This is a genomic window from Pedobacter sp. GW821-FHT01D05, assembly GCF_059422505.1.
The window spans coordinates 147,623-173,870 of sequence record NZ_JBWKXA010000007.1 but is presented as its reverse complement, the minus strand read 5'-3'; the positions used below and the strand labels follow the sequence as shown (position 1 = coordinate 173,870).

Annotated in this window: 17 protein-coding genes and 1 pseudogene; 5 read left to right on the top strand and 13 right to left on the bottom strand. The window is 40.6% G+C overall.

All coding sequences use genetic code 11. The features are described from left to right. Positions 1 to 13: 13 nt before the first annotated feature. Positions 14 to 3,193, bottom strand: coding sequence for a SusC/RagA family TonB-linked outer membrane protein (locus AC07VK_RS22095; RefSeq protein WP_492959732.1), 3,180 nt, complete (start codon positions 3,191 to 3,193; stop codon positions 14 to 16). 347 nt (positions 3,194 to 3,540) lie between these two features. On the opposite strand from AC07VK_RS22095, the gene AC07VK_RS22090 reads away from it, so the two are divergent. Further along, positions 3,541 to 4,557 carry a GntR family transcriptional regulator gene (locus AC07VK_RS22090; RefSeq protein WP_492959734.1) on the top strand — a complete coding sequence of 339 codons (1,017 nt, stop codon included), beginning with the start codon at positions 3,541 to 3,543 and terminating at the stop codon, positions 4,555 to 4,557. 598 nt (positions 4,558 to 5,155) lie between these two features. Here AC07VK_RS22090 and AC07VK_RS22085 read toward each other — a convergent pair. From AC07VK_RS22085 to AC07VK_RS22065, 5 genes are all read right to left on the bottom strand, one after another. Continuing rightward, a complete protein-coding gene (locus tag AC07VK_RS22085) occupies positions 5,156 to 6,289 on the bottom strand; it encodes a redoxin domain-containing protein (RefSeq protein WP_492959738.1) in 1,134 nt (377 codons plus the stop codon). Positions 6,290 to 6,301: 12 nt separating this feature from the next. Next, the gene (locus AC07VK_RS22080; protein WP_492959740.1) at positions 6,302 to 7,711 is read right to left on the bottom strand and encodes a RagB/SusD family nutrient uptake outer membrane protein; all 1,410 of its coding nucleotides are present in this window, start codon (positions 7,709 to 7,711) and stop codon (positions 6,302 to 6,304) included. Between the two features lie 9 nt (positions 7,712 to 7,720). Beyond that, positions 7,721 to 10,999: a SusC/RagA family TonB-linked outer membrane protein gene (locus tag AC07VK_RS22075; RefSeq protein WP_492959742.1), complete on the bottom strand. Its 3,279-nt coding sequence runs from the start codon at positions 10,997 to 10,999 to the stop codon at positions 7,721 to 7,723. Between the two features lie 147 nt (positions 11,000 to 11,146). After that, positions 11,147 to 12,304, bottom strand: a complete 1,158-nt coding sequence (locus AC07VK_RS22070) for a FecR family protein (protein ID WP_492959744.1) — start codon at positions 12,302 to 12,304, stop codon at positions 11,147 to 11,149. Positions 12,305 to 12,412: 108 nt separating this feature from the next. Continuing rightward, positions 12,413 to 12,982, bottom strand: coding sequence for an RNA polymerase sigma factor (locus AC07VK_RS22065; RefSeq protein WP_492955002.1), 570 nt, complete (start codon positions 12,980 to 12,982; stop codon positions 12,413 to 12,415). Positions 12,983 to 13,168: 186 nt separating this feature from the next. Here AC07VK_RS22065 and AC07VK_RS22060 point away from each other — a divergent pair. Next, a pseudogene (locus tag AC07VK_RS22060) lies at positions 13,169 to 13,372 on the top strand (DUF2000 family protein); the annotation flags it as partial. A gap of 267 nt (positions 13,373 to 13,639) precedes the next feature. Here AC07VK_RS22060 and AC07VK_RS22055 read toward each other — a convergent pair. The 7 genes from AC07VK_RS22055 to AC07VK_RS22025 all read right to left on the bottom strand — a co-directional run bounded on the left by AC07VK_RS22055 (position 13,640) and on the right by AC07VK_RS22025 (position 22,840). Next, positions 13,640 to 14,371, bottom strand: coding sequence for an SDR family oxidoreductase (locus AC07VK_RS22055; protein WP_492955001.1), 732 nt, complete (start codon positions 14,369 to 14,371; stop codon positions 13,640 to 13,642). 116 nt (positions 14,372 to 14,487) lie between these two features. Continuing rightward, positions 14,488 to 15,447, bottom strand: a complete 960-nt coding sequence (locus tag AC07VK_RS22050; RefSeq protein ID WP_492959746.1) for an AraC family transcriptional regulator — start codon at positions 15,445 to 15,447, stop codon at positions 14,488 to 14,490. A gap of 298 nt (positions 15,448 to 15,745) precedes the next feature. After that, positions 15,746 to 17,308 carry a malate:quinone oxidoreductase gene (locus AC07VK_RS22045; protein ID WP_492959748.1) on the bottom strand — a complete coding sequence of 521 codons (1,563 nt, stop codon included), beginning with the start codon at positions 17,306 to 17,308 and terminating at the stop codon, positions 15,746 to 15,748. 31 nt (positions 17,309 to 17,339) lie between these two features. Further along, entirely contained in the window at positions 17,340 to 18,527 is a 1,188-nt protein-coding gene (locus AC07VK_RS22040) for a cation:dicarboxylate symporter family transporter (protein ID WP_493052995.1), read from the bottom strand. A 34-nt stretch (positions 18,528 to 18,561) separates the two neighbouring features. Further along, positions 18,562 to 20,154, bottom strand: coding sequence for a phosphoenolpyruvate carboxykinase (ATP) (pckA, locus tag AC07VK_RS22035; RefSeq protein WP_492959752.1), 1,593 nt, complete (start codon positions 20,152 to 20,154; stop codon positions 18,562 to 18,564). Positions 20,155 to 20,164: 10 nt separating this feature from the next. Then, complete coding sequence (locus tag AC07VK_RS22030; RefSeq protein ID WP_492959754.1) at positions 20,165 to 21,472, bottom strand: cation:dicarboxylate symporter family transporter; 1,308 nt, start codon at positions 21,470 to 21,472, stop codon at positions 20,165 to 20,167. A gap of 15 nt (positions 21,473 to 21,487) precedes the next feature. Continuing rightward, complete coding sequence (locus AC07VK_RS22025) at positions 21,488 to 22,840, bottom strand: hypothetical protein (RefSeq protein WP_492959756.1); 1,353 nt, start codon at positions 22,838 to 22,840, stop codon at positions 21,488 to 21,490. 239 nt (positions 22,841 to 23,079) lie between these two features. Here AC07VK_RS22025 and AC07VK_RS22020 point away from each other — a divergent pair, with 239 nt between their 5' ends. From AC07VK_RS22020 to AC07VK_RS22010, 3 genes are all read left to right on the top strand, one after another. Continuing rightward, positions 23,080 to 24,108, top strand: coding sequence for a sensor histidine kinase (locus tag AC07VK_RS22020; protein WP_492959758.1), 1,029 nt, complete (start codon positions 23,080 to 23,082; stop codon positions 24,106 to 24,108). Then, complete coding sequence (locus AC07VK_RS22015; protein WP_492954993.1) at positions 24,105 to 24,785, top strand: LytR/AlgR family response regulator transcription factor; 681 nt, start codon at positions 24,105 to 24,107, stop codon at positions 24,783 to 24,785. The genes AC07VK_RS22020 and AC07VK_RS22015 overlap by 4 nt, the downstream gene beginning before the upstream one ends. A 521-nt stretch (positions 24,786 to 25,306) precedes the next feature. Then, a complete protein-coding gene (locus AC07VK_RS22010) occupies positions 25,307 to 26,245 on the top strand; it encodes a hypothetical protein (protein WP_492954992.1) in 939 nt (312 codons plus the stop codon). Positions 26,246 to 26,248 lie beyond the last annotated feature (3 nt).

Genomic DNA, 26,248 nt, shown 5'->3' with positions numbered 1-26,248 from the left:
AAAACATTTATCGTTAAAAAGTTAGGTTCATACCAAAAGTGATGGTGCGCGCCCTTGGATATGGGCTCCAGTCGAAACCCGGTGTAAGTGCAGAGTGGCGCACTGAAACTTCAGGGTCCAAACCAGAATAGTTGGTCCAGGTTATCAGGTTTTGTGCCGAAACATTAAAGCGGGCTGATTGTATTTTCAGCTTTTTTGTTACCGAAGAAGAAAGGTTATAGCCTAACGAGACCGTCTTTAACCGAAGGAAGGAACCATCTTCTATATTCCTGTCGGAGAACACATTAGGGCCATAACCACCGGCTACAGGCAAATCGCTATTCTGATTTTCCAGAGACCACCTGTTCTCGTAGGTTTTAAACATATTCAGACTTGGTCTGGCTTCCGCGCCTTCAAATACAATCCGGTTCGCATTTAAAATGTCATTTCCGTAAGACCATTGTAAGAAAACATTAAGGTCAAACGGTCCATAGTTGAAATTATTGGAAAAGCCCCCAATGTGTTTTGGATTAGGATTACCAACAATCGTCTGATCATTTGCATCTACTACCCCATCTCCGTTAATGTCTTTATATTTGATGAAGCCCGGCTTAATGAGCGAACGGGCGCTCCCATTATTCGGTACATCAGGTTTCAGCTCATAGCTACCGTTAGACAATACATTGAAATCACTTAAAGGGTACACTCCATCAAAAACATAGCCGTAAAACAAAGCCACAGGGCGTCCTGGTAAGGCTATATAAGGTAAAGAGTTATTGAAATTGGCGTTCCAGTTCGAAACACGTGTAATCAAACTAGGCTGATCTCCATTCAACTCTTCGATCTGGTTGGTATTAAAGGCAATGTTAAAATTGGATGTCCAGCTAAATTTCTTTGTACTCAGGTTTATTGTATTTAAGGTAAACTCCAAGCCCCTGTTTACCACAACACCAATATTTTTAAATGCGGTAAGGTACCCAGTTGAAGTAGGCAATGAAGCATTCAGCAATAAGTCTGTAGTTCTTTTATAATAATAATCGGTCGTTAAACTGATGCGCTGCTTAAAGAAACTTAAATCTATTCCAAGGTCAAGGTTTCCGGTTCGCTCCCATTTAAGGTTCTCATTTCCCAGCCCAACAGGTACAGTTCCTTTAATGTATTGTCCGTTAAAATAATAGCCACTTCTGGTATTTCCAGTGTTGGCTCCTACTTCCTGATCCAAAATACTCAGGTACGCAAAGTCTGATACCCGGTTGTTTCCGGTAATTCCATAAGAAGCCCTTAATTTTGCGGAAGAAATAGCTTTAACTGATTTCAGGAAATTTTCTTCCCCAATATTCCAGGCAAAGGCCCCGGAAGGAAAATAGCCCACCCGGTTATCACGGGCAAATTTTGAAGATCCATCACTACGAAAAGAAGCCGTGAACAGGTAGCGCGAGTTAAACGTATAGTTCACACGCCCCAGGAAAGACACCAGCGTTGAATAACTACCTGAGGTCGTTTTTACCAGTACAGTCCCCTGGTCAAGTCCCCTGACACCCAATGACTCATTTGGCAATAAAATAGATACAAATCCATCCCCCTCCATACTATTTCTCTGCATGGTAAATCCAGCCACTGCATCTAAACGGTGTTTCTTGTTAAATGTCCTGTTAAATGTGAGCAGGTTCTCGTTCAGTAAACTGCGGATATTTTGATTTTCGATGGAACCATTAATACCGTAGCTTTGCCCGTAAACGGTCCGCGGATTTCCAGCTGCCGTATTAGCATTGTTAAAACGCTCAAAAACCAAACGGGTATCCGTCATCCCGCCGCTCAGCTTGAACTTAAAATATTTCAGGAAAGCGTACTCCGCAAAAGCATTGGCAGTAAGTGATTTGTTAAAAGCATACTGATATAAGTTGTTGGAGTTTACCACTGGATTTATCCTTAAATCTGTATTGCCGGCCACATCGTCGTCAAAAGGCTGATCAAGGAAATTTTCGTCATCCGCATTGCCTGTAACAGGCCTGTACCCCCAGGTACTGTACATCAAATATGAGCTGGCATTTCCGGCCGAGCTGCTGTTTAGGTTATCACTGGTTAGATTTGCTATCTGTCCTTTTTTGATTCCGTATGTATAATTGGTATTAATGCCAATTCTCATATTTTTCCCTAAACGCTGATCGATCTGAAACCGCCCCTGGTATCTCTTATATCCACCATTAATAACAATTCCATTCTGATCTAAATAAGAACTGCTCACCGAATATTTTGTAGCCGCAGTGCCGCCCCTCATAGAGAAGCTATGATTTTGCATAAATGCATTCTGCAATACATTATCCTGCCAGTTTATCCCACGCTCATTGCGGTAAGCATCTAAAGTTTTGCCGTCCTTAAGATACAAAGCGGTAGCAGAAGTTTTATTCAAGTCCAGCTGGTACTTCACAAACTCGTAAGGGCTCATCACTTCTATTTGCTTTGACGGGTACTGATAGCCCAGCCAATTGTTATAGTTAACTACCGGTGCGCCTACCTTACCTTCCTTGGTCTTGATAATGATTACCCCATTGGCCCCTCTCGCCCCATAAATTGCCGTAGAAGATGCGTCTTTCAATATATCTATTGATTCAATATCATCCGGATTTATGGTATTGTTGTCGGGATTTTCCAAAGGAAAGCCATCAATTACATAAAGTGGTGAGTTTGACTGGGTAATGGAATTTCCTCCGCGAATGGTGATGTTGCTAATACTGCCTGGCTGTCCATCACTAGAACCGACCTGCACCCCGGCCACCCTTCCTGCCAAAGCATCTTCAAAGGAAACCACTGGTGCCTTTTCCATATCTTTCATTACTACAGAACCGACCGAACCAGTTAGGTCCTTTCGTTTTACCTGGCCATAACCAACAATTACCACATCATCTAGCGCAGTGTTGTTAGGTACCAGCTGAATTTTATACTGGTTTTGACTGGTGATAACCACAGTTTTGCTGATATAGCCAACCATGGAGACCACCAATAGTTCACTTTCCTTTGCATTAGAAAGGCTAAAGCGGCCCTGATCGTCTGTTACGCGGGAAACTGTTTTCCCCTGGATGACTACTTTCGCACCCGGCAAGGGTTTCCCGGTTTCTTCTGTAACAGTTCCGGTAATGGTTTTTACCGCCTGGGCCAGACTGGATAGCGGAATACCCAGAACCAATAGCACCGTTAAGAGTAAGTTTGGTTTCATATTCATTGTTTATATTTGGTTGTATTCTTACTTCAGAAATTTACTTATCTGAAGTATATTTTTAAATGACTTGTTAAGGCATTTTAAAACCTCATCCAGATTTCGAGAATAGCAATTAGAGCAGTATAACAATAATTACTACGCACATCATCAAATGCTCACAACATTAGTCTGGTCTGGACTGGACTGGTTAGTAAACAAATATAATATATTTTATTTCTTTACAAAAGATAAAAAGACAAAAAAAAGCTCCATATACCCAAAATGTAGAGATTATTGAATAATTGTTAGGTGGGCTGGTTTGGTTTGTATGGTGTATTAATTACATTTGCCAAAATAATATACTTATGACCGCTGAAAACACACTCCAGAAAGGCAATCAAGGCAAAATGAAATACCAGCAGCTTGCCGATCACATTATGTCGCTGATTGAAATTGATCAGCTACATATTGGAGATCAGCTGCCTTCTCTCAAGCAGCTGCAGTTGCAATTAAAAATGAGTAAGGAAACTTTACTCAAAGGCCTAAATGAGCTTGTTGAAAAAGGCATCGTGGAATCTGTATACAGGAAAGGATATTATGTACGCAAAAAGGCCATTCATCATACGTTCCGCGTATTTTTGCTGCTTGATAAAATGAATATTCTGCGTGAACAGTTTTATAGGACACTTTTTAATCAACTGGAAAACCGCGCCGATATAGATATCTACTTTCACCACCATAACTATCAGGTATTCGAAAAATTGATCAAAGAAAACCTGGGATCATATACACATTACGTCGTTGCAACTTTTTTGAAAGAAAATGTAGCCCCGCTCCTGAACCTGATTCCCGACAAGAAAAGAATAATTATTGATTTAAACGAGCAAGGTTTATCAGGCAATTACAGTAGTATATACCAGGATTACGGCTATGACATTTATAATAGCCTTCATAAGCTACAGGCTGACTTAAAAAAATACGACCGGCTGATATTAGTTGCCCATCCAGAAGCTGTCCATGCCAGGCTGGTAATTGAGGGTTTTTTACATTATTGCACTGAAACTGAATACCCCTACCTGATACAATCTGAGATTGATGAAAAGACTTTTCAAAAAGGTAATGCTTATGTAACCTTCAGCAGGTACGACACCGATGATGTGATGTTAATTAAGCTCGCCCGAAAAAAGAAACTTAAGTTGGGGAAGGATATAGGTCTCATCTCTTATAATGATACACTTGTGAAAGAAGTGCTTGAAGATGGTATTACGGTCATCTCAACTGATTTTGAGGCAATGGGTAAAACAGTCGCACAAGCCATCCTGGATGAAAAAATCGTGATTACAAGAAACCCCACAAAAGTTATCAAAAGACATTCGCTCTAAATCTTCTTATTTAATCAATTTATGGCATCGGTTTCCGTTTTTGGGATCAGCCATAAATATCCATTTGGGCATTTCGGCAAAAATGGCCGTCCGTTCCGCGTTTAAGCTACTGCCCCATTTCGCTTTACAGTGACTACCTGTTCCGGGGCAAACTTGTCGTTCTGATCTTTCGATCGGCTTTTTCCGCGATTGGCCTTCGGGAACAATCATTCAATTTCTGCATAAAATAATCGCTCCTGGGCGCACATTGAGATCCCAAAGGACGCCATAAAGGGGAAAATTACGTTACAGGATTATGTCAGCAAGTGCAATTTAGTGCCACATGGGAAATGTAAATATCAAATGCATCTTTCTTACCGGATGCCAATGCAATTATTAAGGCAAGAGCATCCTTTGAATGGTTTGAAGAAGGTGAATTTTTAATTTTACGGCAGGGCACAAAAAATGAGAAAACACCGTGGGCGATATGGTAAAAAGGGCTGCTTTTTAACAAGCAGCCCTTTAAGGTTTTGGGCTTGCGCCCGGTTACTACCAATCAGCGGGAACGAATTAGAGCTGCTGAAAAAATCCATTGTGCTTCAGCTCGTGTAACTTCTTTTTAATATCCGTCCTTCAGTATACGTTCAATTGTTTTTTCAACATCCTCCCCCCTTAGGTTTCTCGCGACAATTTTTCCCTGTGGATTTATTAAAAAGTTAGAAGGGATTGCTTTTACCCCGTAAAGTGCCGCAGCATCGTTCTTATCAGTATTAGTATCTATCAACTGCGTCCAAGGCATACCATCGTCTTTTATGGCTTTTAACCAAGCATTCCGCATCTTTTCCTGGTCAATAGAAATACCCACTATACTGAACCCCTTGTCTTTGAAACGATTATACGCTTTGAGCAGCCTTGGATTTTCAGCACGGCATGGATGACACCAGGATGCCCAAAAATCTACCAAAACGTATTTACCTTTAAAATCAGTCAAATAAACGATTTTTCCGGCTGTATCTGGCTGACTGAAAACGGGAGCCATATTTCCTTTAGCTGTACGGGCTAAGCCATCAAGCATTGTTTTCATCTGTTTGCCGTCTGGCGAATTTTTTATCCGATCGGACAGACCAGCGAAAAGTTCCGCGCCATTCTCCTGGTCCATGTATGGTCCGGCAACATCGCGGATAACAAATAAGCTAATGTAAGAATTCGGGTTATCGCGTACAAAATTCTTATAGACCAGCTTTCGTTTTTCGGCCAGTTCTTTCATTTTAATCTGAACCGCTTGTTGTTGCTGTATAAGATCAGGTGCATGCTTAGGAATAGCCGAATATTGCTCCCTATACTTATTCATTTCCATTTTTAGAGGCTCATCCAAATTGTTCAGGGTGAGATAATCATCGTTAACCTTGGATCCCTTAATAATTGCATGTTTCAATGAATCTTTTGCCACAAGGGAAATCTGTCCAGGCTCTAAATATAAAATGATGGCGTCAGGTGATGTCTTTTTTGTAGCACGTTGTGGCCCGACAAATTGCAAATAACCACTTGTAACCGCAGGCATCGGCCCGCTCAGTTCGAAAACGCCGGAGCTAACCATGGCGCTATCAGCTCTGGTAATGCCGCCTATTTTGTAGGTCAGGTATACTTTGCCCGTCTTTTTGGTATCATGAAAATTTCCTTTCACAACATATTGCTGTTGAGCATGGGCAAAAAGCGGTAATAATGCGACCAGTATGAAGATATTTTTTATCATGTCGAAGATATATTAATAACCAGGGTTTTGAGTCAGGTTGGTGTTACTAGTTATTTGTACCGTTGGAATGGGATACAATTGGTCGGTTAATTGCCAATTTTGGCCTTTGATCGGACCAAGTACGGCTGTCGCCCTTCCAGTTCGCTTCAAGTCAAACCACCGATGTCCAAACTCCATGTTAAACTCCACTTGGCGTTCATGCTCTACAGCCAATAATAGGTTTGCCTTACCTGTAGCTGGTGTTCCACGAAGCCCGGCACGAGTTCGAACTACATTAAGATCACTTATTCCATCAGTAAGCTTATCTTGTTGTATCCTGGCTTCTGCCCTGATCAAATATTGTTCGGCTAAACGCAGCACCACAGCAAACTCGGTATTGGCGCCTGCCGTACTAGACTGATATTTTACCGAGTAATAGCGCCCCCCTGGCGACCTTCGCAACCAGGCGGTAAACCGGTCATCTTCATATTCAGGCCTGGCCAAATCCCGTTCAAAAGCAGCTACCAATTGTGCGGTAACTGGCTGGCCCGGTTCGCCGGTTGAACCCGTTAAGAACGCCCTTGTAATAAATGGGTAACCAAACTGGTTGGTATTGAACGCCCAGATGGTCTCGGTACTGGCTTTCAAAAATGTTGTGGAAAGTGTTGGCATGGTGAAAAGTGTAGCATTTGCAATTACTTTACTTGACTCCGTTTCCGCCAAAGCATATTCTTTCTGGTAAAGGTATACCCTTGCCAACATGGCTGTAGCCGACCAATAGTTTGCCCTGGTTCTAAGCCCTGCTGACCAGCTGTAGTCTCGTGCAAGCGAAGATTGTGCATCCTTTAAGTCTTGAATGATGAGTGCATAAACCTGATCAGATGGCGTACGCGGCATGGATATATTCGTTTGCACATCTGTTTTTGTGACTAATGGTACATCACCAAAAAAATTGACCAAGGTATAGTAGCAATATGCCCTTATGAACTTGGCTTCACCTATCAGCTGTCTTTTAAGCGTGGCAGACAAATCGCTGTTTTCCATTCCTTCTATAATTTTATTGGCGTGATACACGCTGAGGTAGCTACTAACCCAAATTGAATTGCTATTGATGTTTGTCGGATTTAGCGAATTGCTCTCAAAGTCATCAGGCGAGTCTGGAAAATAAGATTCGTCAGCAGATCTTGCCGGACAGTTGATGACGAAAGTTCCGAAAGTGGAAGCGGTAACAGTACCACCACCTGTTGTATTATACATAACAGAGTACATGCCGTTTACAGTCGCTTGAGCAGTTACCGAGTCGGTATATACGTTACTGCTAGTAAGTTGATTGACCGGCACACCCACTTCAATTAATTTTTCACAGCTATTTAAACCTATCATCAATAGTGCGAGTAACATTGTTGATGCAATGTTTTTTATATTTTGAGTCTTCTTTTTCATGATGTTTACTTAGAATGTAAATTGTAAGCCAGCCACAAACATTTTTAGGGGAGGAAGTACCGAACCTTGGGTTTCAGGATCAAGCCCCTTGTAGCCAGTTATTGTATAAATGTTCTGCCCCCGCAGGTAGATCTGCGCCCTTTTGCTTTTAATTGCACCCAACCATTTCTCTGGCAAATTATAGCTTAGCGAAACATTACGCAGCCTAATGAAAGATGCATCAGTCAAAACCGCGTCCGATCCGGCATAATTGACGTAAGAGCTATAGGCTGCTGAGCTGGTTAAAGAACTGGGTTTAAATTGCGTGTCCCTCAAATCATCTAGTTGACTACCAAGCAACCCAGGAAATGCAATCTGATTTACACCTGTTTGCTTAGTAAAATTAACCAAAATATCTAACCTCAGACCTTTGTAAGAGATTGCAGAAGCCAATCCCCCATAAAACTGAGGATCTCTTGTTCCGGCAACGTAGCTATCATTGGTCAAACCACTTGTTACAGCGCCGTTGCCATTTCTATCCTGAAATTGAGCTACACCATCTACAAATCCGGTATTTTGATATACAACGTATGAATTTAAACTTGATCCAACCGCATAGGTATTCCCATAAAGGGTAAATAATTCGTCGGGAAGGCTTAAAAGTTTATTTCTTGAAATGGACAAATTAAAGGAAACATCCCATGTGAAACCAGGCGATTTTATTGGAGTCGCATTCAGATCAAACTCAACCCCTTGGTTTTGTATAAGCGCATCTAGATTGGTAATGTAGGTGCTAAACCCTGTTTGTGCCGGAAGAGGAGCATTACGGACAACCATATTGTCTGAACGGTTTCTGTAAAAAGACGAGGTAAAACGTATTCTGTCTTTCAGAAAGCCCAATTCGAGTCCCACTTCCATTTTACGGTTGGCCTCCCACTTGAAATCTTGATTAGCGAGGCGAGTAGGATAAAATCCAGGGTTACCGCCATAACTGGAAGTTGTTGACGTATAAGTATCCATAAAGCTGTAATTCTCGAACTGGTCATTCCCTGTCACACCATAACTGCCACGAAGTTTTCCATAGCTAAACAGGTTTAGATTTTGGATGAATTTTTCATCTGCGAAATTCCATGCCCATCCCATTGAACCGAAATTCCCATATTTATTCCCGGGTCCAAAACGCGAAGACCCATCTCTACGAAATACAACATTAACAACATACTTATCCAACAAGTTGTAGTTTAAGATACCAAAGCCAGAAACATAGCGGTATTCAGAATTGAGGCTTCTCACAGTTGTAAAGTTTGCGGCATTTGTGTAACTGTCCATCAAACTTTCCGAAGCAAAGGTGTTCGCATTTATAAAATAAGGCTGATTGTTTTTGCTCTGCTGCCACGCTCCTCCCAATGTCGCTTTCAATATTCCTTTCCAAATTTTTGTCTGATAATCTAATTGAGGTTCTGTGATGTAAACTTTACCCTCTGTTTCGGAATAGATACCTGAAGATACAGGAGTAGAAAATAGTGGATTCTGGGTGCTTGCAGGGGCTTTTGCCTTTAATTCCTGCGATATGTTGTTGTAGCCCAAATTTACTCTGGCTGTTAAATGGTCGCTCACTTTATACGAAAGATTCCCACTGACAAGCAGGTTGCTTCCCTTATTTAACACCGATTGGTTGCTAGTAGCAATGGGATTGCTGAAGTTGGTAACCCAATAGAGTTTGCCGGTGCTGTCATAAAGCGGATAGTTAGCAGGAATATTTATCGCAGCCGAAGCAAAATCACTACCGAGCATATTATTGGAGGTCAATCCGAGTGAAGTGCCAAGATCCAGTTTAAGTCGATTATCGGCCGAAGTTTGTGTAGCACGGATATTGAAACCACCTTTTTGATATTTGCCATTCCCAAAAAGAATGGATGTTTCATGCCTATAGTTCGTACTGAGGAGAAGAGATGAGCGCTCATTCCCCATAGATAAAGAGGTACTAACTTCGTTTTGTTTGGCTGTATTGCCAATAAGCATATTTTGATAGTTGGTATTGGCATTTTGATCCCAAAGCATAAGGTCTGGGGCAAGAGCTACAGTTGGCGTTCTGTTATCATTGGCAAATGCTCTTCTACGAAGATCCAGGTATTCGCTTGATGAAAGTAGCTTTCTTTGATTTACCACCTCTGACAGACCGCTGTTGTAATTTACATCGAATGTTGCTTTTCCTTTTGCACCGCGTTTGGTTGTGATCAGGACTACTCCATTGGCTCCTCTTGACCCGTAAATTGCTGTAGCATCAGCATCCTTGAGTACTGTAATGCTTTCGATGTCATTAGTATTGATATTACTTAACGGATCGGTAAAACCATTCGGTTGCCCTCCCAAAGTTGTTGCTCCTGAACCTACCTGTTGATCCACTGGAACGCCATTAAACGGAATTCCATCTATAACATAAAGTGGGATAAGTCCGGAGTTGATAGAATTTCTACCCCTGATGAATACCGTTGTGGCCGATCCCGGCATGCCAGATGTTTGTTTGATTTGCATGCCCGGGACTAATCCTTGTAACATCTGCAAAGGATTTCCAAGAGGTTGCCTCTGTAATTGATTTGCCGAAATCTGAACAGCAGAACCTGTATTTAATTTTTCGGAGGTAGAATAATACCCCTTATTGATTATTACACCCTGTAGATTCTGTTCATCTGGCTCCAGTTTAATAGTCATAAAATCTGAAGAAGCCCTAACTTCTTTCACCTTATAACCTACATAAGAAATTACGATCACAGAGTTATCTGGAAGATCGTCGATTGAAAAATTTCCGTTTTGATCCGTCCTTACCGATCTATTCGTACCTTTAATGAATACATTAGCGCCAACTAGGGGTTGACCGTTTTCGTCTAAGACCTTACCCCTGACAATAATCGCTTGAAACTTGGCAATAATATTTTCTAATAAACTTTTTTCTTTTGCTTTTATTACTACGGTTTTATCTTCAATTGAAAAGGACAAGGGCTGATTGGCAAAAATCTTGTCCAGCACCTGAGCCAGTTCTGTGTCTTTCACGTTGATCCATACAGGTTTTGTGCCTTTTAGCAAATCGCTGGTGAAAATGAAGTTGTATCCGCTTTGATCGGAAATGCGGTCGAAGACCTTTCTTAGTGTGGCGTTTTTTTCGGACAGGGTGATGCGCTGCGCGAAGGTGGATGCGCTTACCTGCATAATAGCCATGATCAAGACGATACTGGTTAGCCTCATAATCAATAGAATTTGACGCAGGTATGCCTTGGGCACACCCCGTTTGTTAGTATTTTTTTTATACATTAGTAGTTAGTTTGGTTTAGCAGTAAGCTATTGCCTCGAAAACACTAGGCTGACTGCGGTTAGTTGATATATTTTTATTGACTTATAGCCAATTAGACCACCAGATCCCGATTCCACTCGGGATTTGGCGTTTTAGCCATTGCGTAATTATTTGCTGACGATAACTTTCCTCCCTTCTAGTTTAAAGTGAACGGCTTTTGATTTTTGTAATATTTTTAACACCTCTTTTATGTCGCTGTATTTGTCGATACGCGCATTGAATCCAACATCCGGCAATTGACCTTGATATTCCACTTCTATGTTGTACCATCGCGATACTTTTCGCATAACTGCAGAGATGTCTTCGTCATAAAAACTGAAATAGCCTTTTTGCCAGGCCATGGCTTCTTCCAGATCAACTTCAGTAACCTGAATTCCGTTTTCATCCAGTGCACTTTGCTGACCGGGTTTGAGAATTGAACTTTTTGCTTTGTTGCCCGGCATTGGTGTAATCTTTACCGCACCTTCCAGCAATGTAGTTTTCACCGCCTTTTCATCTTTGTATGCATTGATATTAAAATGCGTTCCCAATACTTCTACTTCCTGCCCATTGCTCTGGACCAAAAAAGGATGTACCTTATCTTTTGAAATTTCAAAATATCCTTCACCTGTTAGCGTAACGCGCCTGAACTTCGCTCTGACAAAACTAGTTGGGTATTTTAGGGAGGATGCAGAATTTAAAAAAACCAAAGAGCCATCAGGCAAACGTACCTGTGTTTGTTCTCCCCGCGACGTAGTTAGGGTATTGTAATCCGAGTTCTCGGAATTCTTATCTGTAACTTCATAAATGATCTGCCCGTCTATGTTTTTTGAAATTTTCACGCCAGACTGCAAAGCTATGTTTCCAGCCACCGCATCATTTATCAATATCTTCTTCCCGTCGGCCAGTGTCAACGTAGCGCCTTGCACACCTGGTTTGACATCATTGTAGTCAGCAATCTGATGGGTCGTGTTTTTGGTATCACTGTTGAAGTAAAATAGTCCGGCTCCAAAAATGATGGACGCAACAGCGGCAGTAATCGCAATACGCGGCCATAAAGAAACCACTTTAGGTTGCCTGGCAATGCCTGTCGCATCTTTAATGCGATTTAATATTGCCTGCTCATGCTCTTCACGGTTTTCAGCAATATCAGATGGCATCTCTATCGGAATCTGATTCTGCTCATTGAACCATTCGTCGAATTCCTGCTGTTCTGCTTTGGTAAGCGTGCCTTTCAACCATCTATGAGACAATTCCTGTAATCTTATTTTACTTTTTTCAATCATTTCCGATAGGTCTTATATAGACAAGTACCTGCTGAAAAGGGAAACTGTCAAAATGTGACAGATAAAAATGATAAAAAAGTATAATTAAGTGATATACAGAAAATTAAATCACAATAAAACGGTATGAAGAAATGATTTGAGATTAACAGCCAGCTTCTTTTTAGTCCTTTTAAGGTCTGAATTTACCGCATCCTCCGAGATACCTAATTTGAGGGCGATTTCTTTATGGCTAACATCTTCCTGTCTGCTCATTCTGTAAATGACCGCACTTTTCTCCGGCAGTTTACAGATAAATTCTTCAAGTCTGCTACGAAGTTCTTCAAAATTGAGATATTGCTGAGTAGAATCGTCTAAAATATCATAGGCTGCCAAACTCTGCTCTTCATGCAAACGCTGGTTTCGTTGTTTTTCAAACAATTTAATGATCCGGTATTTTACAGATACTATCAGGTAGTGAGAAAGTTCTGAGGTGATATTAAGGGAAGATCTTCTGTTCCACAAAGAAATAAAAACATCCTGTACTACATTCTCTGCATCCATGATGTCCCCGGTTTTCTGAATGGCAAAATAAAACATCTTTTCCCAGTAGCGCAGGTACAGATTTTCAAAAGCAAGTTCATCACCGCTTTTCAGCGATGAAATCAGTTCTTGATCAGTATATGATTTATAGCCTGCCATTTCACTATTTGAAATGGCAATTTAGCAATTTCCTTGACAAAGCCATACAATGTTAGCTGAAATCGCCTTACTCAAAATATTAAAGAATTGTTGTGTTTTCTCACCAAAAATTCAGAGCTGGTGGTATAAGATGACCAGTGACCAACCAAACTTTCTTGTCTTTCATTTTAGTTATCTTTTACTTCTTTTGCACAACAGGCTCGTACTTACGGGGAATATCAAGCAAACATTGAAGCAGTTTCAATAAGAGACATAATCTACCTTGGCATTACATTATCTGGAGATAAGAAAAGCATCAACAAAGCCACCAAAGGACTGGCTTTGATTAGTTGTATAAAAAATGGTTGGCGGTACAGCATAAAAGAATTAAATCGTGGCAGAACAACTTAATTTTGATATTGCGAGGGTGACACCTCCCAGTCAATTGAGTAGTTAGACAAAGATAATACCTCTTTGTCCCCTCAGCGAGGTTCAATTTACTGGGAGGTATGCAGGACCCTGGTTGGGTGAGCTATGGGGTCTTACGGCCCTTTACCAATGCTGTATTGATTGGATTCGTGATTACAGCGTTCCAAAGAAAGGGAGCGATTATAGTTTAAAACAAATAATCTGATACAGTCAGTTGCACATTCCGCGTTTAAAATTACAGGTTGGTATTTACCATGGTACAAATTCGCCTGATTGGGAAAAAGTTCCTGTTGGACCATTCTCATCAAGTAATGCCATGGCAACACCTGACTTAGCACCTTCTTCTGTAGTTAAGGGTGCCTGGTCTGAACCGATGGATGTTTTCACCCAACCCGGACTAACTGCATTCACTTTAATCTTGGAAGCGGCAAGGGCATTAGCCAGAAAAACTGTGAACTGGTTCAAGGCCGTTTTTGACGCACTATAAGCATAAGGTTTTAAAGCGTATAACCAATGTTCTTTATCTAAATGAACACCAAAGGAACCAGACAGGCTGCTAATGTTTACAATACGCCCCGCCTCGCTTTTTTTGATTGCGGGCAATAATGCCTGGGTCAGCTCTACAGTACCGAAATAATTAATATCAAAAGTATCACGCAGGGTTTGTGTGGGTACGGTTTCTGTGTTATTTCCGAACCACGCGCCGTCTAAAAATACGGCTGCATTGTTGATTAGAATGTCCAACACACCATATTCGCTTTCAATGTATTTTCTAACGTTATCAATATCAGTCGAATTACTGATGTCCAGTTGTACAAAAGTAACGTCTAATGATAAATCCCTTAAGGCTGCTTCCGCTTTTTTACCTTCGGTTTCATTTCTTGCCCCTAATAAAACTTTAATATTGTGAGCTGCTAGTTGTTTTGCTGTTTCAAAACCAATGCCTTTATTGGCTCCGGTCACTAATGCTATCTTTGTCATTTTGCAAATTGTTTAATTCCAATACAAAGGTAGCGTGGATGGCATGGCCGATGTTAGCGCAAATAACACCGATCCTTACTAAAATCAAACTTTCTTGCACCAACATCCAGGAGCAACTATTCCTTTTGTAATTTTCGGTAATCTGTAGGCGAAATGCTGGCATGCTTTTTAAAGAATAGATTGAAATGTGATGGCTCTTCGAAAGCGAGTGCAAAAGAAATCTCCGCAATGTTCCAGTTGGTTAATTTTAATAAAATCTTGGCCTCTTGAACAAGCCTTGTCGCGATGATCTCACTTACGGTTCTTCCTTTAGACAATTTTACCTGGCGGTTCAAATAATTGGGATGTAGTGACAGGCTGTCTGCGAAATCTTTCGCAGTTTTAAATTTGATTGTATCCTGAGGGGATTCTATGGGAAACTGCGATTCTAACAATCTTATAAAGGAACAGGCGATAACCTCGGTGGTATTATTCGTTTTTACGAAGGAGCTAAACGGCGCGAGCTTTTGTGCATTGAAAATAATCTCAAGTAAATAGGTGCGTAGCAGATTTTCTTTAAAAGGATTATCGGTCTGTGATTCATCAAACATTTTATTGTAGACCTCAATAAAGAGTTTCGTCTGCTCCTCTGTAAGGGAATAGATATTTTGTCTGCCTGGTTTATAGATTGGAAATTCAAGTAGACGATAACCGCTGTTAGCTTTGGTGATAAACTCCTCCTTGAAGACGCAGCTAATCCCGGAGTACCCTAAACCGGCCTCGTGAACCCCAAAAGGAATTTTGGTGGTGGTGAACAGTAAGGAGTTGCCCGAAATATCAATGTTCCTATCTTCAAACTCAAGCCGATAGTCACCTTGTAATAATGTAGCTGTGTAAAATTTCTTCCTGCTATATTCAAATGAAAAAATCGGATTACCAGTTATGCTGAGGTCCAGTATATGAAAAGAATCTGCACCATTCTGAATAGTGTCTGATAGGGCAGTAATATTTGCGGGGTCGATAGATGATGTAAAATCGGGGATTTTCATAAGCAAAAATAAAAATAAAAGCTGATCTCTTTCTACTGCAATAATCATATTTGGGAATATTCCCCTAGCTAATAATGAATTAATAGTTTCTGGGACAAGTCTATCGTGTCTCTTCCTGCTCTATAACTTCTCATTAAAAACAAAAGAGGACAACAAAAATCAAAGACAAGACAAAAATTTCGGGTAGGAAACCTTGGGGTCGGTTAAGTGAGGATGTAAAGAAAAAATCCGCTGTGAGATAAATTCAGGAATCCGCATAATTGAATATTCCTCCATCTTCCGTCAAGATTGTCCTAAAACGACAAGTAACTCTGGGACGAGACATTTCTCTATTTACACTTGTGTTTTAGTCGACTGTGAAATATTTGAGACCAAGCGAAGTGCTATTTGCCTTTCTGATGGCATTTGCCAAAGCCTTATCGTTTGAAAGTTTCTTCTGATATGATGGGATCATCTCCTTCATTTTCGATTGCCATTCTGGTGTATCCATTTCTTTTGGGAAACATTTTTTTAATACTGTGATCATGATATCAACAGATGTTGATGCACCTGGTGAAGCACCCAACAGAGCGGCTAAACTTCCATCTTTTGCACTTACCACCTCTGTGCCAAACTGAAGCACTCCTCCTCCTTTTTTATCTTTTTTGATAATCTGCACGCGTTGTCCGGCAGTTTCAAGTTTCCAATCTGAGGCCTTCGCTTCTGGAAAATATTCTTTCAGGGCATTTAAACGTGCTGCATTTGATTGGCTAACCTGACTAATTAAATATTTAGTCAACAGAATATTATCCGCTCCGGCAGACATCATTGGCCAAATGTTTTTTAATGTGATTGAACGGGTTAAATCGAGATAAGAACCTTGTTTTAAAAATTTAGATGAAAAACCTGCATAAGGACCAAAGAGCAAAGCTTTTCTACCATTGATAATTCTTGTATCCAGATGCGGAACAGACATTGGCGGTGCACCAACTCCGGCTTTACCATAAACTTTGGTGATGTGCCTGGCTATAATATCCTGATTATTGCATACCATCCATTCGCCACTTACCGGAAAACCACCGAAACCTTTTCCTTCCGGGATTTTCGATTTCTGCAATAACCGCAACGCCCCGCCTCCGGCGCCGATGAATACAAATTTAGCTTTTATGTTTCGCTCCTTTTCTGTTTTGTTATCCAGTACGGTAACCAGCCATGTACCATCTTCCAGGTGTTTCAGATTTCTCACTTCATGGTTCAGTGCTACCTTTACACCCTTTTCTTTTTTTAAAGAGGCCACTAATCCTCTTGTTAAACTTCCGAAGTTAACATCTGTCCCAATGGCCATATAAGTTGCAGCAACCTTCTGTTTTCTGTTTCTTCCTGTCATCACCAAAGGCATCCATTTAGAAAGTGTATCAAAATTTTCGGAATATTGCATGCCTTTAAATAGCAATTGCTTACTTAAAACATCATAACGTTTTTTAAGGTATTCTACATTTTTATTCCCCCATACGAAACTCATGTGCGGCACATTGTTGATGAACGATTTAGGTTCAGGAAGTTTTCCCTTATCTACCATGTAAGCCCAAAATTGCTTGGAAATTTCGAACTGCTCATTAATGGATACAGCTTTGTTAAATTCTATGGTGCCATCCGGACGCTGTGGTGTGTAATTCAGTTCACAGAAGGCAGAGTGCCCTGTTCCGGCATTATTCCATGCGTCAGAACTTTCAGCAGCAACAAGATCCAGCCGCTCATAAATATTAATTTTAAGTTGTGGATTGAGTGTCTTCATCATTGAGCCCAATGTGGCGCTCATTATTCCAGCCCCCACCAGCACAACATCCGTCTGCTCATCCACCTCTTTATTCTTGCATCCTATACCAAAGCCTACTAAAATGATCAGTAGGTATGAAATTGATTTTTTCATAATTTTAATTTCTAAATTTATTTACGGAGCACTATGACTCGCTCCTCGAAATGACTAATGCGGCAACGGCGTGCCCTATTGTATTGGTTATTGCCCGTGCTTCGCTCATAAACCGATCGATACTCAGCAATATGGCTAACCCTTCAACCGGGATTTTATGAATGCTGCCCACAGTGGTTACCAAAGCTAAAAACCCTGTTCCGGGAATCCCCGATGCACCCTTAGAAGTAAGCAAGATAACCATCACCATTCCACAAATTTCGGCAAATGAAAAACTTACATTGTAAAGCTGGGCCAGAAACATTACTGCCATCCCCAGGTAAATGCTGGTTCCATTTAAATTTAGCGAATTTCCCGTAGCAGTAACCAACATCACCACAGGCCTCTTAAGGCCAAGCTTTTCCAGTTTTTCCAGAAGCAGGGGGATCACAGAACTTGAAGAAGAAGTTCCCAGTGCATAAAGCAGCTCATTTTTTATCGAACCTAAAAACGTAAAAAGATTCACTTTTAAACCTGCCAAAAAAGAGCCAAGTACAATAGCAACAAACAGGAACATTGTGATATAAGTTCCGGCAAGCATTTTTCCTATTGGTACCAGCCTATCCAAACCAAAGCGGCCAACTGTATAGGCAATACCACAGAAGGTAACAATTGGAGCCAGTAAAAAAATAAATCTCAATAACCTGAGCAAAACCGATTTCATTTGTTCGAATACCTTTACTACCTGATCGTGCTTTGCCAAACGGTTGATAAAAATACCAATGGCAACTGCCAGTACAAATAACAACAACATACTATTCTGCATCACCACCTTAAGCCAACCCTCATAATCGGCAGAAATTAATCTGGCAGAGGGCATGGATTCAACCAAACTCCTGTCTATTTTCCCAGGGCGAATGATCAATGCACTGCAAATACCAAAAACAATGGCCAGTGTACTTACCACAGCAAAGTAAATAATGGCTTTAGCGGTAATTCTTCCGGCCAGTTTAAGATTTTCTAAACTTCCGAACACACTCACTATGCTGAGAAAAATTACCGGCGGTACAAAGGGCTCAATAACGGAAACGAATGATCTGGCCACCCACTGCAACTTCACTGCAAAACCAGGAAAGTACACCCCAACTATTGCGCCCAATAAAATGGCAGCAAAAATCTGTAAGCTCAAATACTTGTTCAGCTTATCAATAAACGGGTTTATTTTCTTTATCAGCGTCAAATTTTTGCGGATGATCTTCAATATAACAATATTTCTACACAAATGATGGTGCTGCATCCTTTATTACGGTGCTTGCCAATGCTGCGTAATCAGAAAAATGATCTTCAAACAAGAGCGCTAACTCAGCAGCTTTTTGATCATATTCATCTGCATCGTCCCAAAGTGACCTGGGATTTAGAATTTCTGCAGGTACCCCTGGGCAGTATTGCGGCACAGCAAACCTGAAAACGGGATGATGAGCGAACAGAACATTTTCAAGATGCCCGCCCATAGCTGCAGCAATAAGTGCCCTGGTATACTTCAGGCTGATTCTATTTCCCTTTCCATAAGCACCACCAATCCATCCTGTATTTACCAACCAAACATTTATCTCCGGATGCGCATCAAGTTTCGCGCCCAGCAGTTCGGCATATCTAAGCGGGTGCAACGGAAGAAAAACACGTCCGAAACATGCAGAGAAAGTAGATTGAGGAGCAGAAACACCCATTTCTGTTCCTGCAACCTTGGCCGTATAACCCGATATAAAGTGGTACATGGCCTGCCCTTTATTCAGCTTGCTGATGGGAGGTAAAATCCCAAAAGCATCGCAGGTTAAAAAGAAAATGTTTTTTGGTGTGCTGCCTGTAGATACCTTTTTGGCATTGTGGATAAAATCAATCGGGTAGGCCAATCTTGTATTTTCTGTTTTGGTTGTATCTGAAAAATCGACCGCTCCGGTAGCAGGATTAACCACGAGGTTTTCCAAAAGCGCACCAGGTTTAATAGCGCCGAAAATTTCAGGTTCTTTTTCAGGATTCAGATCAATGGCCTTCGCATAACATCCTCCCTCGAAATTGAAAATTCCCTCATCAGACCAACCATGTTCGTCATCACCGATCAGCAAACGGCTGGCATCTGCACTTAAAGTTGTCTTTCCTGTACCCGACAAACCAAAAAACAACGAAACATCGCCATTAATGCCTTCATTCGCAGAGCAATGCATACTTAACACACCTTTTTCTTCAGGTAAAATATAGTTTAACACGCTGAAAATTCCTTTTTTCATTTCTCCTGTATAGGCTGTTCCGCCAATGAGAATGATTTTGCTTGTAAAATTTACTACCGTGAAGTTCTTCGCCCTCGTACCATCCACTTCTGGATCGGCCTCGAAACCAGGCACCTGCAAAATGAGCCATTCTGTTTCACCGGCAATGACATTTTTTTCATCAGGCCTCAAAAACAGGTTATAACAAAATAAATTTGCCCATGGTGTTTCGTTCACAATTCTGATGCTTAAATGATGTCTCGTGTCGGCACACGCATAAGCATCCCTAACCCATACTTCCCTCTCGGCCAAATATGCCCGTATTTTGCTGTACAGGCCATGAAAATGTGCTTCAGAAATAGGTCTGTTAACATCGCCCCAATCTACAGTATCCCGAGTGGTATCGTCAATTACCGTAAATTTATCCTTCGGAGAGCGGCCCGTAAAAGTACCAGTATCCACACACAGCGCGCCACTGCTGCTTAAACTACCCTGTTGGCGTTCTAATGTTTGACTAACCAGTTGTTCTGGACTTAACTGATAATGCACCTGCTTACCGTAAACGCTGAAGCTTAATTCATTGAATGTTTCTGCTGTATTCATTTTATTAGATTTAGTATACAAATTCTTGCTTAACCATTTTCTTTTCTATTTCCATCAATTTGGGATCTGGCGCCACTTCAACATGGGGATGGAACTCATTTTCGCTTTTCGAAATCACAATAGTGGCTACGCCGTTTCCGATGATATTGGTAATGGCACGCGCCTCGCTCATAAACTTATCTACGCCAAGCAGAAAAGCCAATCCTTCAATAGGAATTTTATGGATGGCTGCCAATGTGGACGCAAGCACAATAAAACCACTTCCAGTAACGCCTGCTGCGCCCTTTGATGTAACCATCAGGATACCGATGATGCTGAGCATTTCCCATACAGAAAGCTGAACGCCGTACAACTGCGCAAGAAAAATAACCGACATAGAGAGATAAATCGATGTCCCATCCAAATTGAAAGAATAACCGGTTGGAATAACCAACCCGACTACAGATTTACTGCAGCCCATTTTTTCAAGTTTCTGCATAATGGAAGGCAATGCAGATTCTGACGAGGAGGTTCCCAGTACGAGTAAAAGCTCTTCCTTAATATATCTGATGAATTTCCAGATGCTCATTTTGTAGTATTTCATAATTCCACCAAGAATCAGAAAGATGAACAGGCCCATGGTTAAATACACTGTTCCCATCAATTTGGCTAAAGGAACCAGCGTGTGCAGGCCAAACTTACCGATGGTGTACGCCATGCCGCCAAAAGCACCTAAGGGAGCGAGATACATCACATATTTTAATCCTTGAAAAACAATTTTGGATGCATAACTCAAACCACTCACCGCTTTTTCACGATGCCTTGAATAATTTAAAATAATGCCACATACGATGGCCACCAGTAATACCTGAATGGTGAGGTTGCTCATAAAGAAACTTACCCAATCGAAACTTTTAGCGGGTGCAGATGTGTATTTTGAAGCATTCTGAATCTGTAAGCCAGATTTATCAATATTGCCCGGTTTAATTAAAACCGCCATCAGAATGCCGATAGCCAAAGAAACGGTAGATACTACTTCGAAATAAATCAGCGATTTAAGCCCGATTCGTCCCACCTTTTTTAAATCGCCCATGCCGCTGATGCCCAGAACAATCGTTAGGAAGATGATCGGGGCGATAAAGAGCTTAATGATATCGATAAAAGTTTTACCGATAATTTCCATTTTAACGGCCGTTGCCGGTGCATAACTGCCCAGTACTATACCGGCAATGATGGCCACCAGTACCCAAAAGGTAAGGTTAGATAAAATTCGCAGCCAAATGCTCCTGGAGCCTTTGATTTGCTGATCTGCTGGTTGAAGATTTTTTTTAATTAACATGTTGCGCTGTTTTTATTAATCTATATTGATATGGTACATGAGAACAAACATCATTTTCCTTTCAGAAACTTTGAGCTCAGTTCCCTGAAGTGTGTAAATGGGTCTGCTCTGGGCATTGAAAACAAATTTGGAAGCATGGTCTCTCAGCAATAGGCTAAGGCCAAAATCGTAGGTAAACATAGGGTCAGACAAGCGTTCGAACTTAGAATACTGAATCGCGATGGCAGGCATTAACCTGGCTTTCTTTTTCTGCTGATTGAAATAAGGAAGTGTAAAACCCGTCTGAAAAATCAAACTGTTTCCGGTCCCTACCACAGGATAACTATTGCCGGCACCGTTAAACGAGGCAGTTGCGGCATCCAGGCCGTTTGAAATGTTGTTAATTCCGAGGTTCCGAATATAACCAGGTCCATAATCATGGTGAAAAACCGCTGCATAAACATTAAATGAAGTTCCTTTTTGAAGGTTTATTGGTGTATCGAAAAATGCATCTGCGCTATAGAGTTTCATATCATTCAGCACAGTATCGGTACCAGCCAGGTGCCATAACAAGTCTTTTTGTAATTCGGCCCCGATGCCAATGGCAAGTACTTTTTTCTTGCCGAGATAACTCCCTGCAGAAGTGGGTCCCGCATTGCTTTCCTGCTCAAAAAACTGCCATTTTAAGTATGCAGATAGATTTGGTTTCACCGAAAGGTTATTGAAGCCCGAAACGTTCTGAACCGGCTTAGCGGTTAATGGCACATAAGGTTTCGCCAGAATAACACGATAATCCAGCCTGCCGAACTGGCCTTTTGCAAATATATTCAGGTTGCGTAGCGTCAAATCAGTGCGGTTTACATTTCCTAAATCCAAAAAAGGGACATCATACAGTAAGGTAGCCGTAGGTCCGGAGGCAAACCGTGTAAGCCCCTTCCAATTGGAACGGCCGGCACCCAAACTTAACTTCCCGCTAAATTTATATTCCCCAAACGCATCAAGCAGATCAAAGGCACTTTCATTGTCATTTAAATAGGTTAAGTTTGTTGTGCCGCCCTGAAAAACCAAGCTCAGGTTATCAATAGGATAAATGATCATTTTCATCCTTAACCTTCGTAACGAAAGATCTGCAGTACTTTTGGTTAGGCTTTCATTCACCTTGCTCCCTGGGTTTAACTGCGTATACCTGGCCCAAAACTGTCCGTAGCCCGAAAATTTTATAAAATGCGACTTATCTTCATTGAGGTAGGCAACGAGTGGTTTGTTCTGCTTTTTTTCCTGAGCGGATGCGTAATTAAAAAAAAAGCTGCAGATTACCCAGATGAGGTAAAACCGAACCATAAGATTTGGAGCGCCTTTCTTTTTATAAAAAACAGGTTTGTTCGCCATGGTTGATTGTTGCCTATTTATTGAAATAGTGAATCCTATGTTTATATTTGGTTAATTCAGATACAAAAACAGATGTAACTGAATATTAAAGATGAACATAAGTGATGCTGGAAAACATTTATATCAATAAACGACAGAAATTATAAGCGAACTACAGAAACCAGACAGTTGCAATGATTCTTTTAATCAATTTAGTCTTCCTTATCCTGATTCTCCGGATTTCTTTTGAAAAAAAGGTGATGGATTTTCTATTGAACGGAAGGTGGCCAGGCGTAATCACCATGCAACATATATTATTCTGGATTGCTTTTTCTGGTGTTAGCAGCTACATCTATTTTAGTTTCTTTAGTATTGGGGAGGCTGCCCTGGCGATGCTCTTTATGCTATCAATCAATATTCCGGTTTACCTGCTCTGCTTTAAGAAACTTGTTCCGGAATTTTATCAGCAGGCCAGATATGGCGAATATGTGCGTTATACCGCATCGCTATTTGTAATTTCAAGCCTGATCAGAATATTGGTTGAACCAGAACTTTTTAGCGCTTTTAGATCTGGAGATGGAAAATACCTTTTAATGGTCTATTTTATGCAGGCCATAATTATCCTCGTGCCTTCTATGCAAAGCATTTCGAAATACAAGCTCATTGCCGAGCGCGAGTTATCGGCGCTTAGCATCAGAAAAAAAGAGGCAGATATGGAACTTCTAAAATCTAAAATAAATCCACACTTCCTGTTCAACACGCTCAATAACATTTACTCGCATAGCTATGCTACAGATGGAAGTTCTGCTGATTTAATTAAGCAGTTGAGCCTCCTGATGCAATATACCACCTATGAAATTGAGAAAAAAAAGATCCCTGTTGAGCGCGAACTCCAGATGATTGCTGCGCTTGGTAAACTTTATCAATTGAAAAGTAACAGCGCGCTAAATCTGGTCATGAATTTTGATTCAAGTGAGCTTACCAGTGTTGTTGAAATTCCACCTACGATTTACCTTACACTTTTTGAAAATGCCGTAAAGTATTCGGCTATGGGCAGAGATGAACATGCACAAATTGCAGCTACGCTATTGTTCAGGCCATCGGAAGTAGAGTTTAATATTTTAAATTCCATATCTGAAAAGAAGATCGAGGATGATGCCATCAACTACCGTGGAGCGGGACTTAAGGTTTTAACCATGATTCTGCATCAGGAATATGGAGAAAAGTACGAGATGAAAACTGAACAAAACGAAACTACTTATTTCACTAAACTGATCATCAGCATATGAAACCCATAAAAGCAATTTATGTTGACGATGAAGCTCCGGCGCTGGATCTGATCAGCAAGTATTGTGCGTCGATTGACGAAATTGAGCTACTGGCCTGTTTTCTAGATCCAACGGAGGCTGTTATTTACGAGCGAATGGATGAAGTAGATCTACTTATTCTTGATATCGAAATGCCCGGAATTTCTGGTACAGAAATGGTTGGACTGGTGCCGAAGGGCAAGCTATGCATTTTCATCACTGCTGATCCGATCCACGCGGCAAAAGCTTATGACATGGATGTAATTGATTATTTGGTTAAGCCAGTATTTCCTGAACGTTTTTTGAAAGCCATTCAAAAAGCAACCGATTATTTAAAATTTACCGGGCTTGATCAGGAGAGCGATTTTCTGGTTTTTAAATCGGATTATATGGTAAACAAACTTCCAACAAAAGATATCTTATGGATTGAAGGTTTTGGAGAATACCTAAAAATCATCACACGCTTTAAACAATATATGGTTTTACAGCGACTGTCTGATTTTATGGAGAAAAATGAAAGATTAGGCTTTGTAAGAATCCACAAATCGTATATTGTTCACGAGAAAAGGGTAAAATCGCATAATTCACAATTTGTGTTCTTAGCTGACGAAAAACAATTGCCAATTGGCAGAAAGTATAAAAATTGTTTCCGCACCTAAGCATGTCTTATAGACTGTGTCAACTTAAACGGTAACTTTTGATTCTATATTAATATTGGTTCCTTGTCCATTGTCACTCGAAATAAATTCTAATTCACCGCCTAAATATGCTACCCTCGTTTTGATGTTACTTATCCCCATTCCTTCTTTTACTTTCAGGCTTCCAATATCAAAGCCTACACCATCATATTAAAAGAAGGAGCGTATATTTTTTTGGCATTTATATCAGGTTATGTAAATAAATCTGCTGCAGATATTGCCACAATTATAAATTTTAAACTTTAACAAGACTACACCACAATTATAGCAATTAATGTGGCTTAAAATCATTCCACAGGCACAAAATACCTAAAAACCAGTAGGAATAATCCCACGCAAACAGGTATTGTATGGCACGTGCTGCCGAAATAATTTTGTGCAAATCCTACTGAAATGACAGTTAGGATCAGAATACAGTTTAAATTATATAGAACATCTTTTGAATATCGCGATAATTCACCATTAGACATGAACCAACAGTTATGAAAAAATTACCTGTGTTTATATTTTACTTGTTGACCATCAGTTCCTGCACCACTCCTAATGCTAGTAAAAAGCCAGTATCGGAGAGAAAAGACCAAAGTGCTGCTCTTGATAATTCTCAAAAGTTCACCGAAGGTAAAATAGAGATCGAAATTAACATAACCGGAACATCACTGGGGGAAATTTTCCGAAGTATAGAACCTAAACAGGGAAATGTCCGTAAACAGCTTGAAAATGCTATCAAACTATCCAGCTCCAAAACAAAGTTAGAATTTGAAGCCATCAAAAATAAAAATCCCATGATGCTTCTCAACCTCATGTTATTACCATGGAAATCATTCATTTTCCTAAAGCCTGGTACGGCAACTGCGAAGTTTGATGCTTTAACTTATCATGGCGAAAATTCAGTAGATGATAAGTCAGGGCGCGGCACCTTTTTTATCAGTACACAGGATAAGAAAAACCAAAAAATCACCTTCACCTATCAAAAAAATGAGCTCGGTAAAGCAGGTATTCAATCTACGATAAGGAGTGAAGACTATGCAATACAAAAAACGCCTATTAGGGAGAACATCGCTGGCTTCATCTGCAAAAAAAGCATTTATACCTTAAAGAATGCAAATACCACAGTCAATCACCAGCAAGTATCCCATTCTCTTACAGTGGCGAAGATAGAGGTTTGGTCTTCAGACCAGATGACCTCATCAGTCAACTTTTTAAACCCCTTATATATCAATGAAAAAGACGGGATAATGAAACTGAAAATTTTCTATACGACGGATGAGCATATGGCCATTGTGTACCGCTTTAAAAAAGTAGAAGCCGTAAAAACAAGTCCTGAAGAAATGAAAATTCAGCAATCCTCACCCATCTATAAATATTCGAAAGATGCAATACACATCGCCGGTCAATTGATGGGCATCCTCTTTAACAGTTAATAC

What these genes read in the sequence shown, in the direction of transcription:
- AC07VK_RS22095 (WP_492959732.1), bottom strand. Translation starts at nt 3,193, where the DNA reads ATGAAACCAAACTTACTCTTAACGGTGCTATTGGTTCTGGGTATTCCG.
- AC07VK_RS22090 (WP_492959734.1), top strand. Translation starts at nt 3,541, where the DNA reads ATGACCGCTGAAAACACACTCCAGAAAGGCAATCAAGGCAAAATGAAA.
- AC07VK_RS22085 (WP_492959738.1), bottom strand. Translation starts at nt 6,289, where the DNA reads ATGATAAAAAATATCTTCATACTGGTCGCATTATTACCGCTTTTTGCC.
- AC07VK_RS22080 (WP_492959740.1), bottom strand. Translation starts at nt 7,711, where the DNA reads ATGAAAAAGAAGACTCAAAATATAAAAAACATTGCATCAACAATGTTA.
- AC07VK_RS22075 (WP_492959742.1), bottom strand. Translation starts at nt 10,999, where the DNA reads ATGTATAAAAAAAATACTAACAAACGGGGTGTGCCCAAGGCATACCTG.
- AC07VK_RS22070 (WP_492959744.1), bottom strand. Translation starts at nt 12,304, where the DNA reads ATGATTGAAAAAAGTAAAATAAGATTACAGGAATTGTCTCATAGATGG.
- AC07VK_RS22065 (WP_492955002.1), bottom strand. Translation starts at nt 12,982, where the DNA reads ATGGCAGGCTATAAATCATATACTGATCAAGAACTGATTTCATCGCTG.
- AC07VK_RS22055 (WP_492955001.1), bottom strand. Translation starts at nt 14,371, where the DNA reads ATGACAAAGATAGCATTAGTGACCGGAGCCAATAAAGGCATTGGTTTT.
- AC07VK_RS22050 (WP_492959746.1), bottom strand. Translation starts at nt 15,447, where the DNA reads ATGATTATTGCAGTAGAAAGAGATCAGCTTTTATTTTTATTTTTGCTT.
- AC07VK_RS22045 (WP_492959748.1), bottom strand. Translation starts at nt 17,308, where the DNA reads ATGAAAAAATCAATTTCATACCTACTGATCATTTTAGTAGGCTTTGGT.
- pckA (WP_492959752.1), bottom strand. Translation starts at nt 20,154, where the DNA reads ATGAATACAGCAGAAACATTCAATGAATTAAGCTTCAGCGTTTACGGT.
- AC07VK_RS22030 (WP_492959754.1), bottom strand. Translation starts at nt 21,472, where the DNA reads ATGTTAATTAAAAAAAATCTTCAACCAGCAGATCAGCAAATCAAAGGC.
- AC07VK_RS22025 (WP_492959756.1), bottom strand. Translation starts at nt 22,840, where the DNA reads ATGGCGAACAAACCTGTTTTTTATAAAAAGAAAGGCGCTCCAAATCTT.
- AC07VK_RS22020 (WP_492959758.1), top strand. Translation starts at nt 23,080, where the DNA reads ATGGATTTTCTATTGAACGGAAGGTGGCCAGGCGTAATCACCATGCAA.
- AC07VK_RS22015 (WP_492954993.1), top strand. Translation starts at nt 24,105, where the DNA reads ATGAAACCCATAAAAGCAATTTATGTTGACGATGAAGCTCCGGCGCTG.
- AC07VK_RS22010 (WP_492954992.1), top strand. Translation starts at nt 25,307, where the DNA reads ATGAAAAAATTACCTGTGTTTATATTTTACTTGTTGACCATCAGTTCC.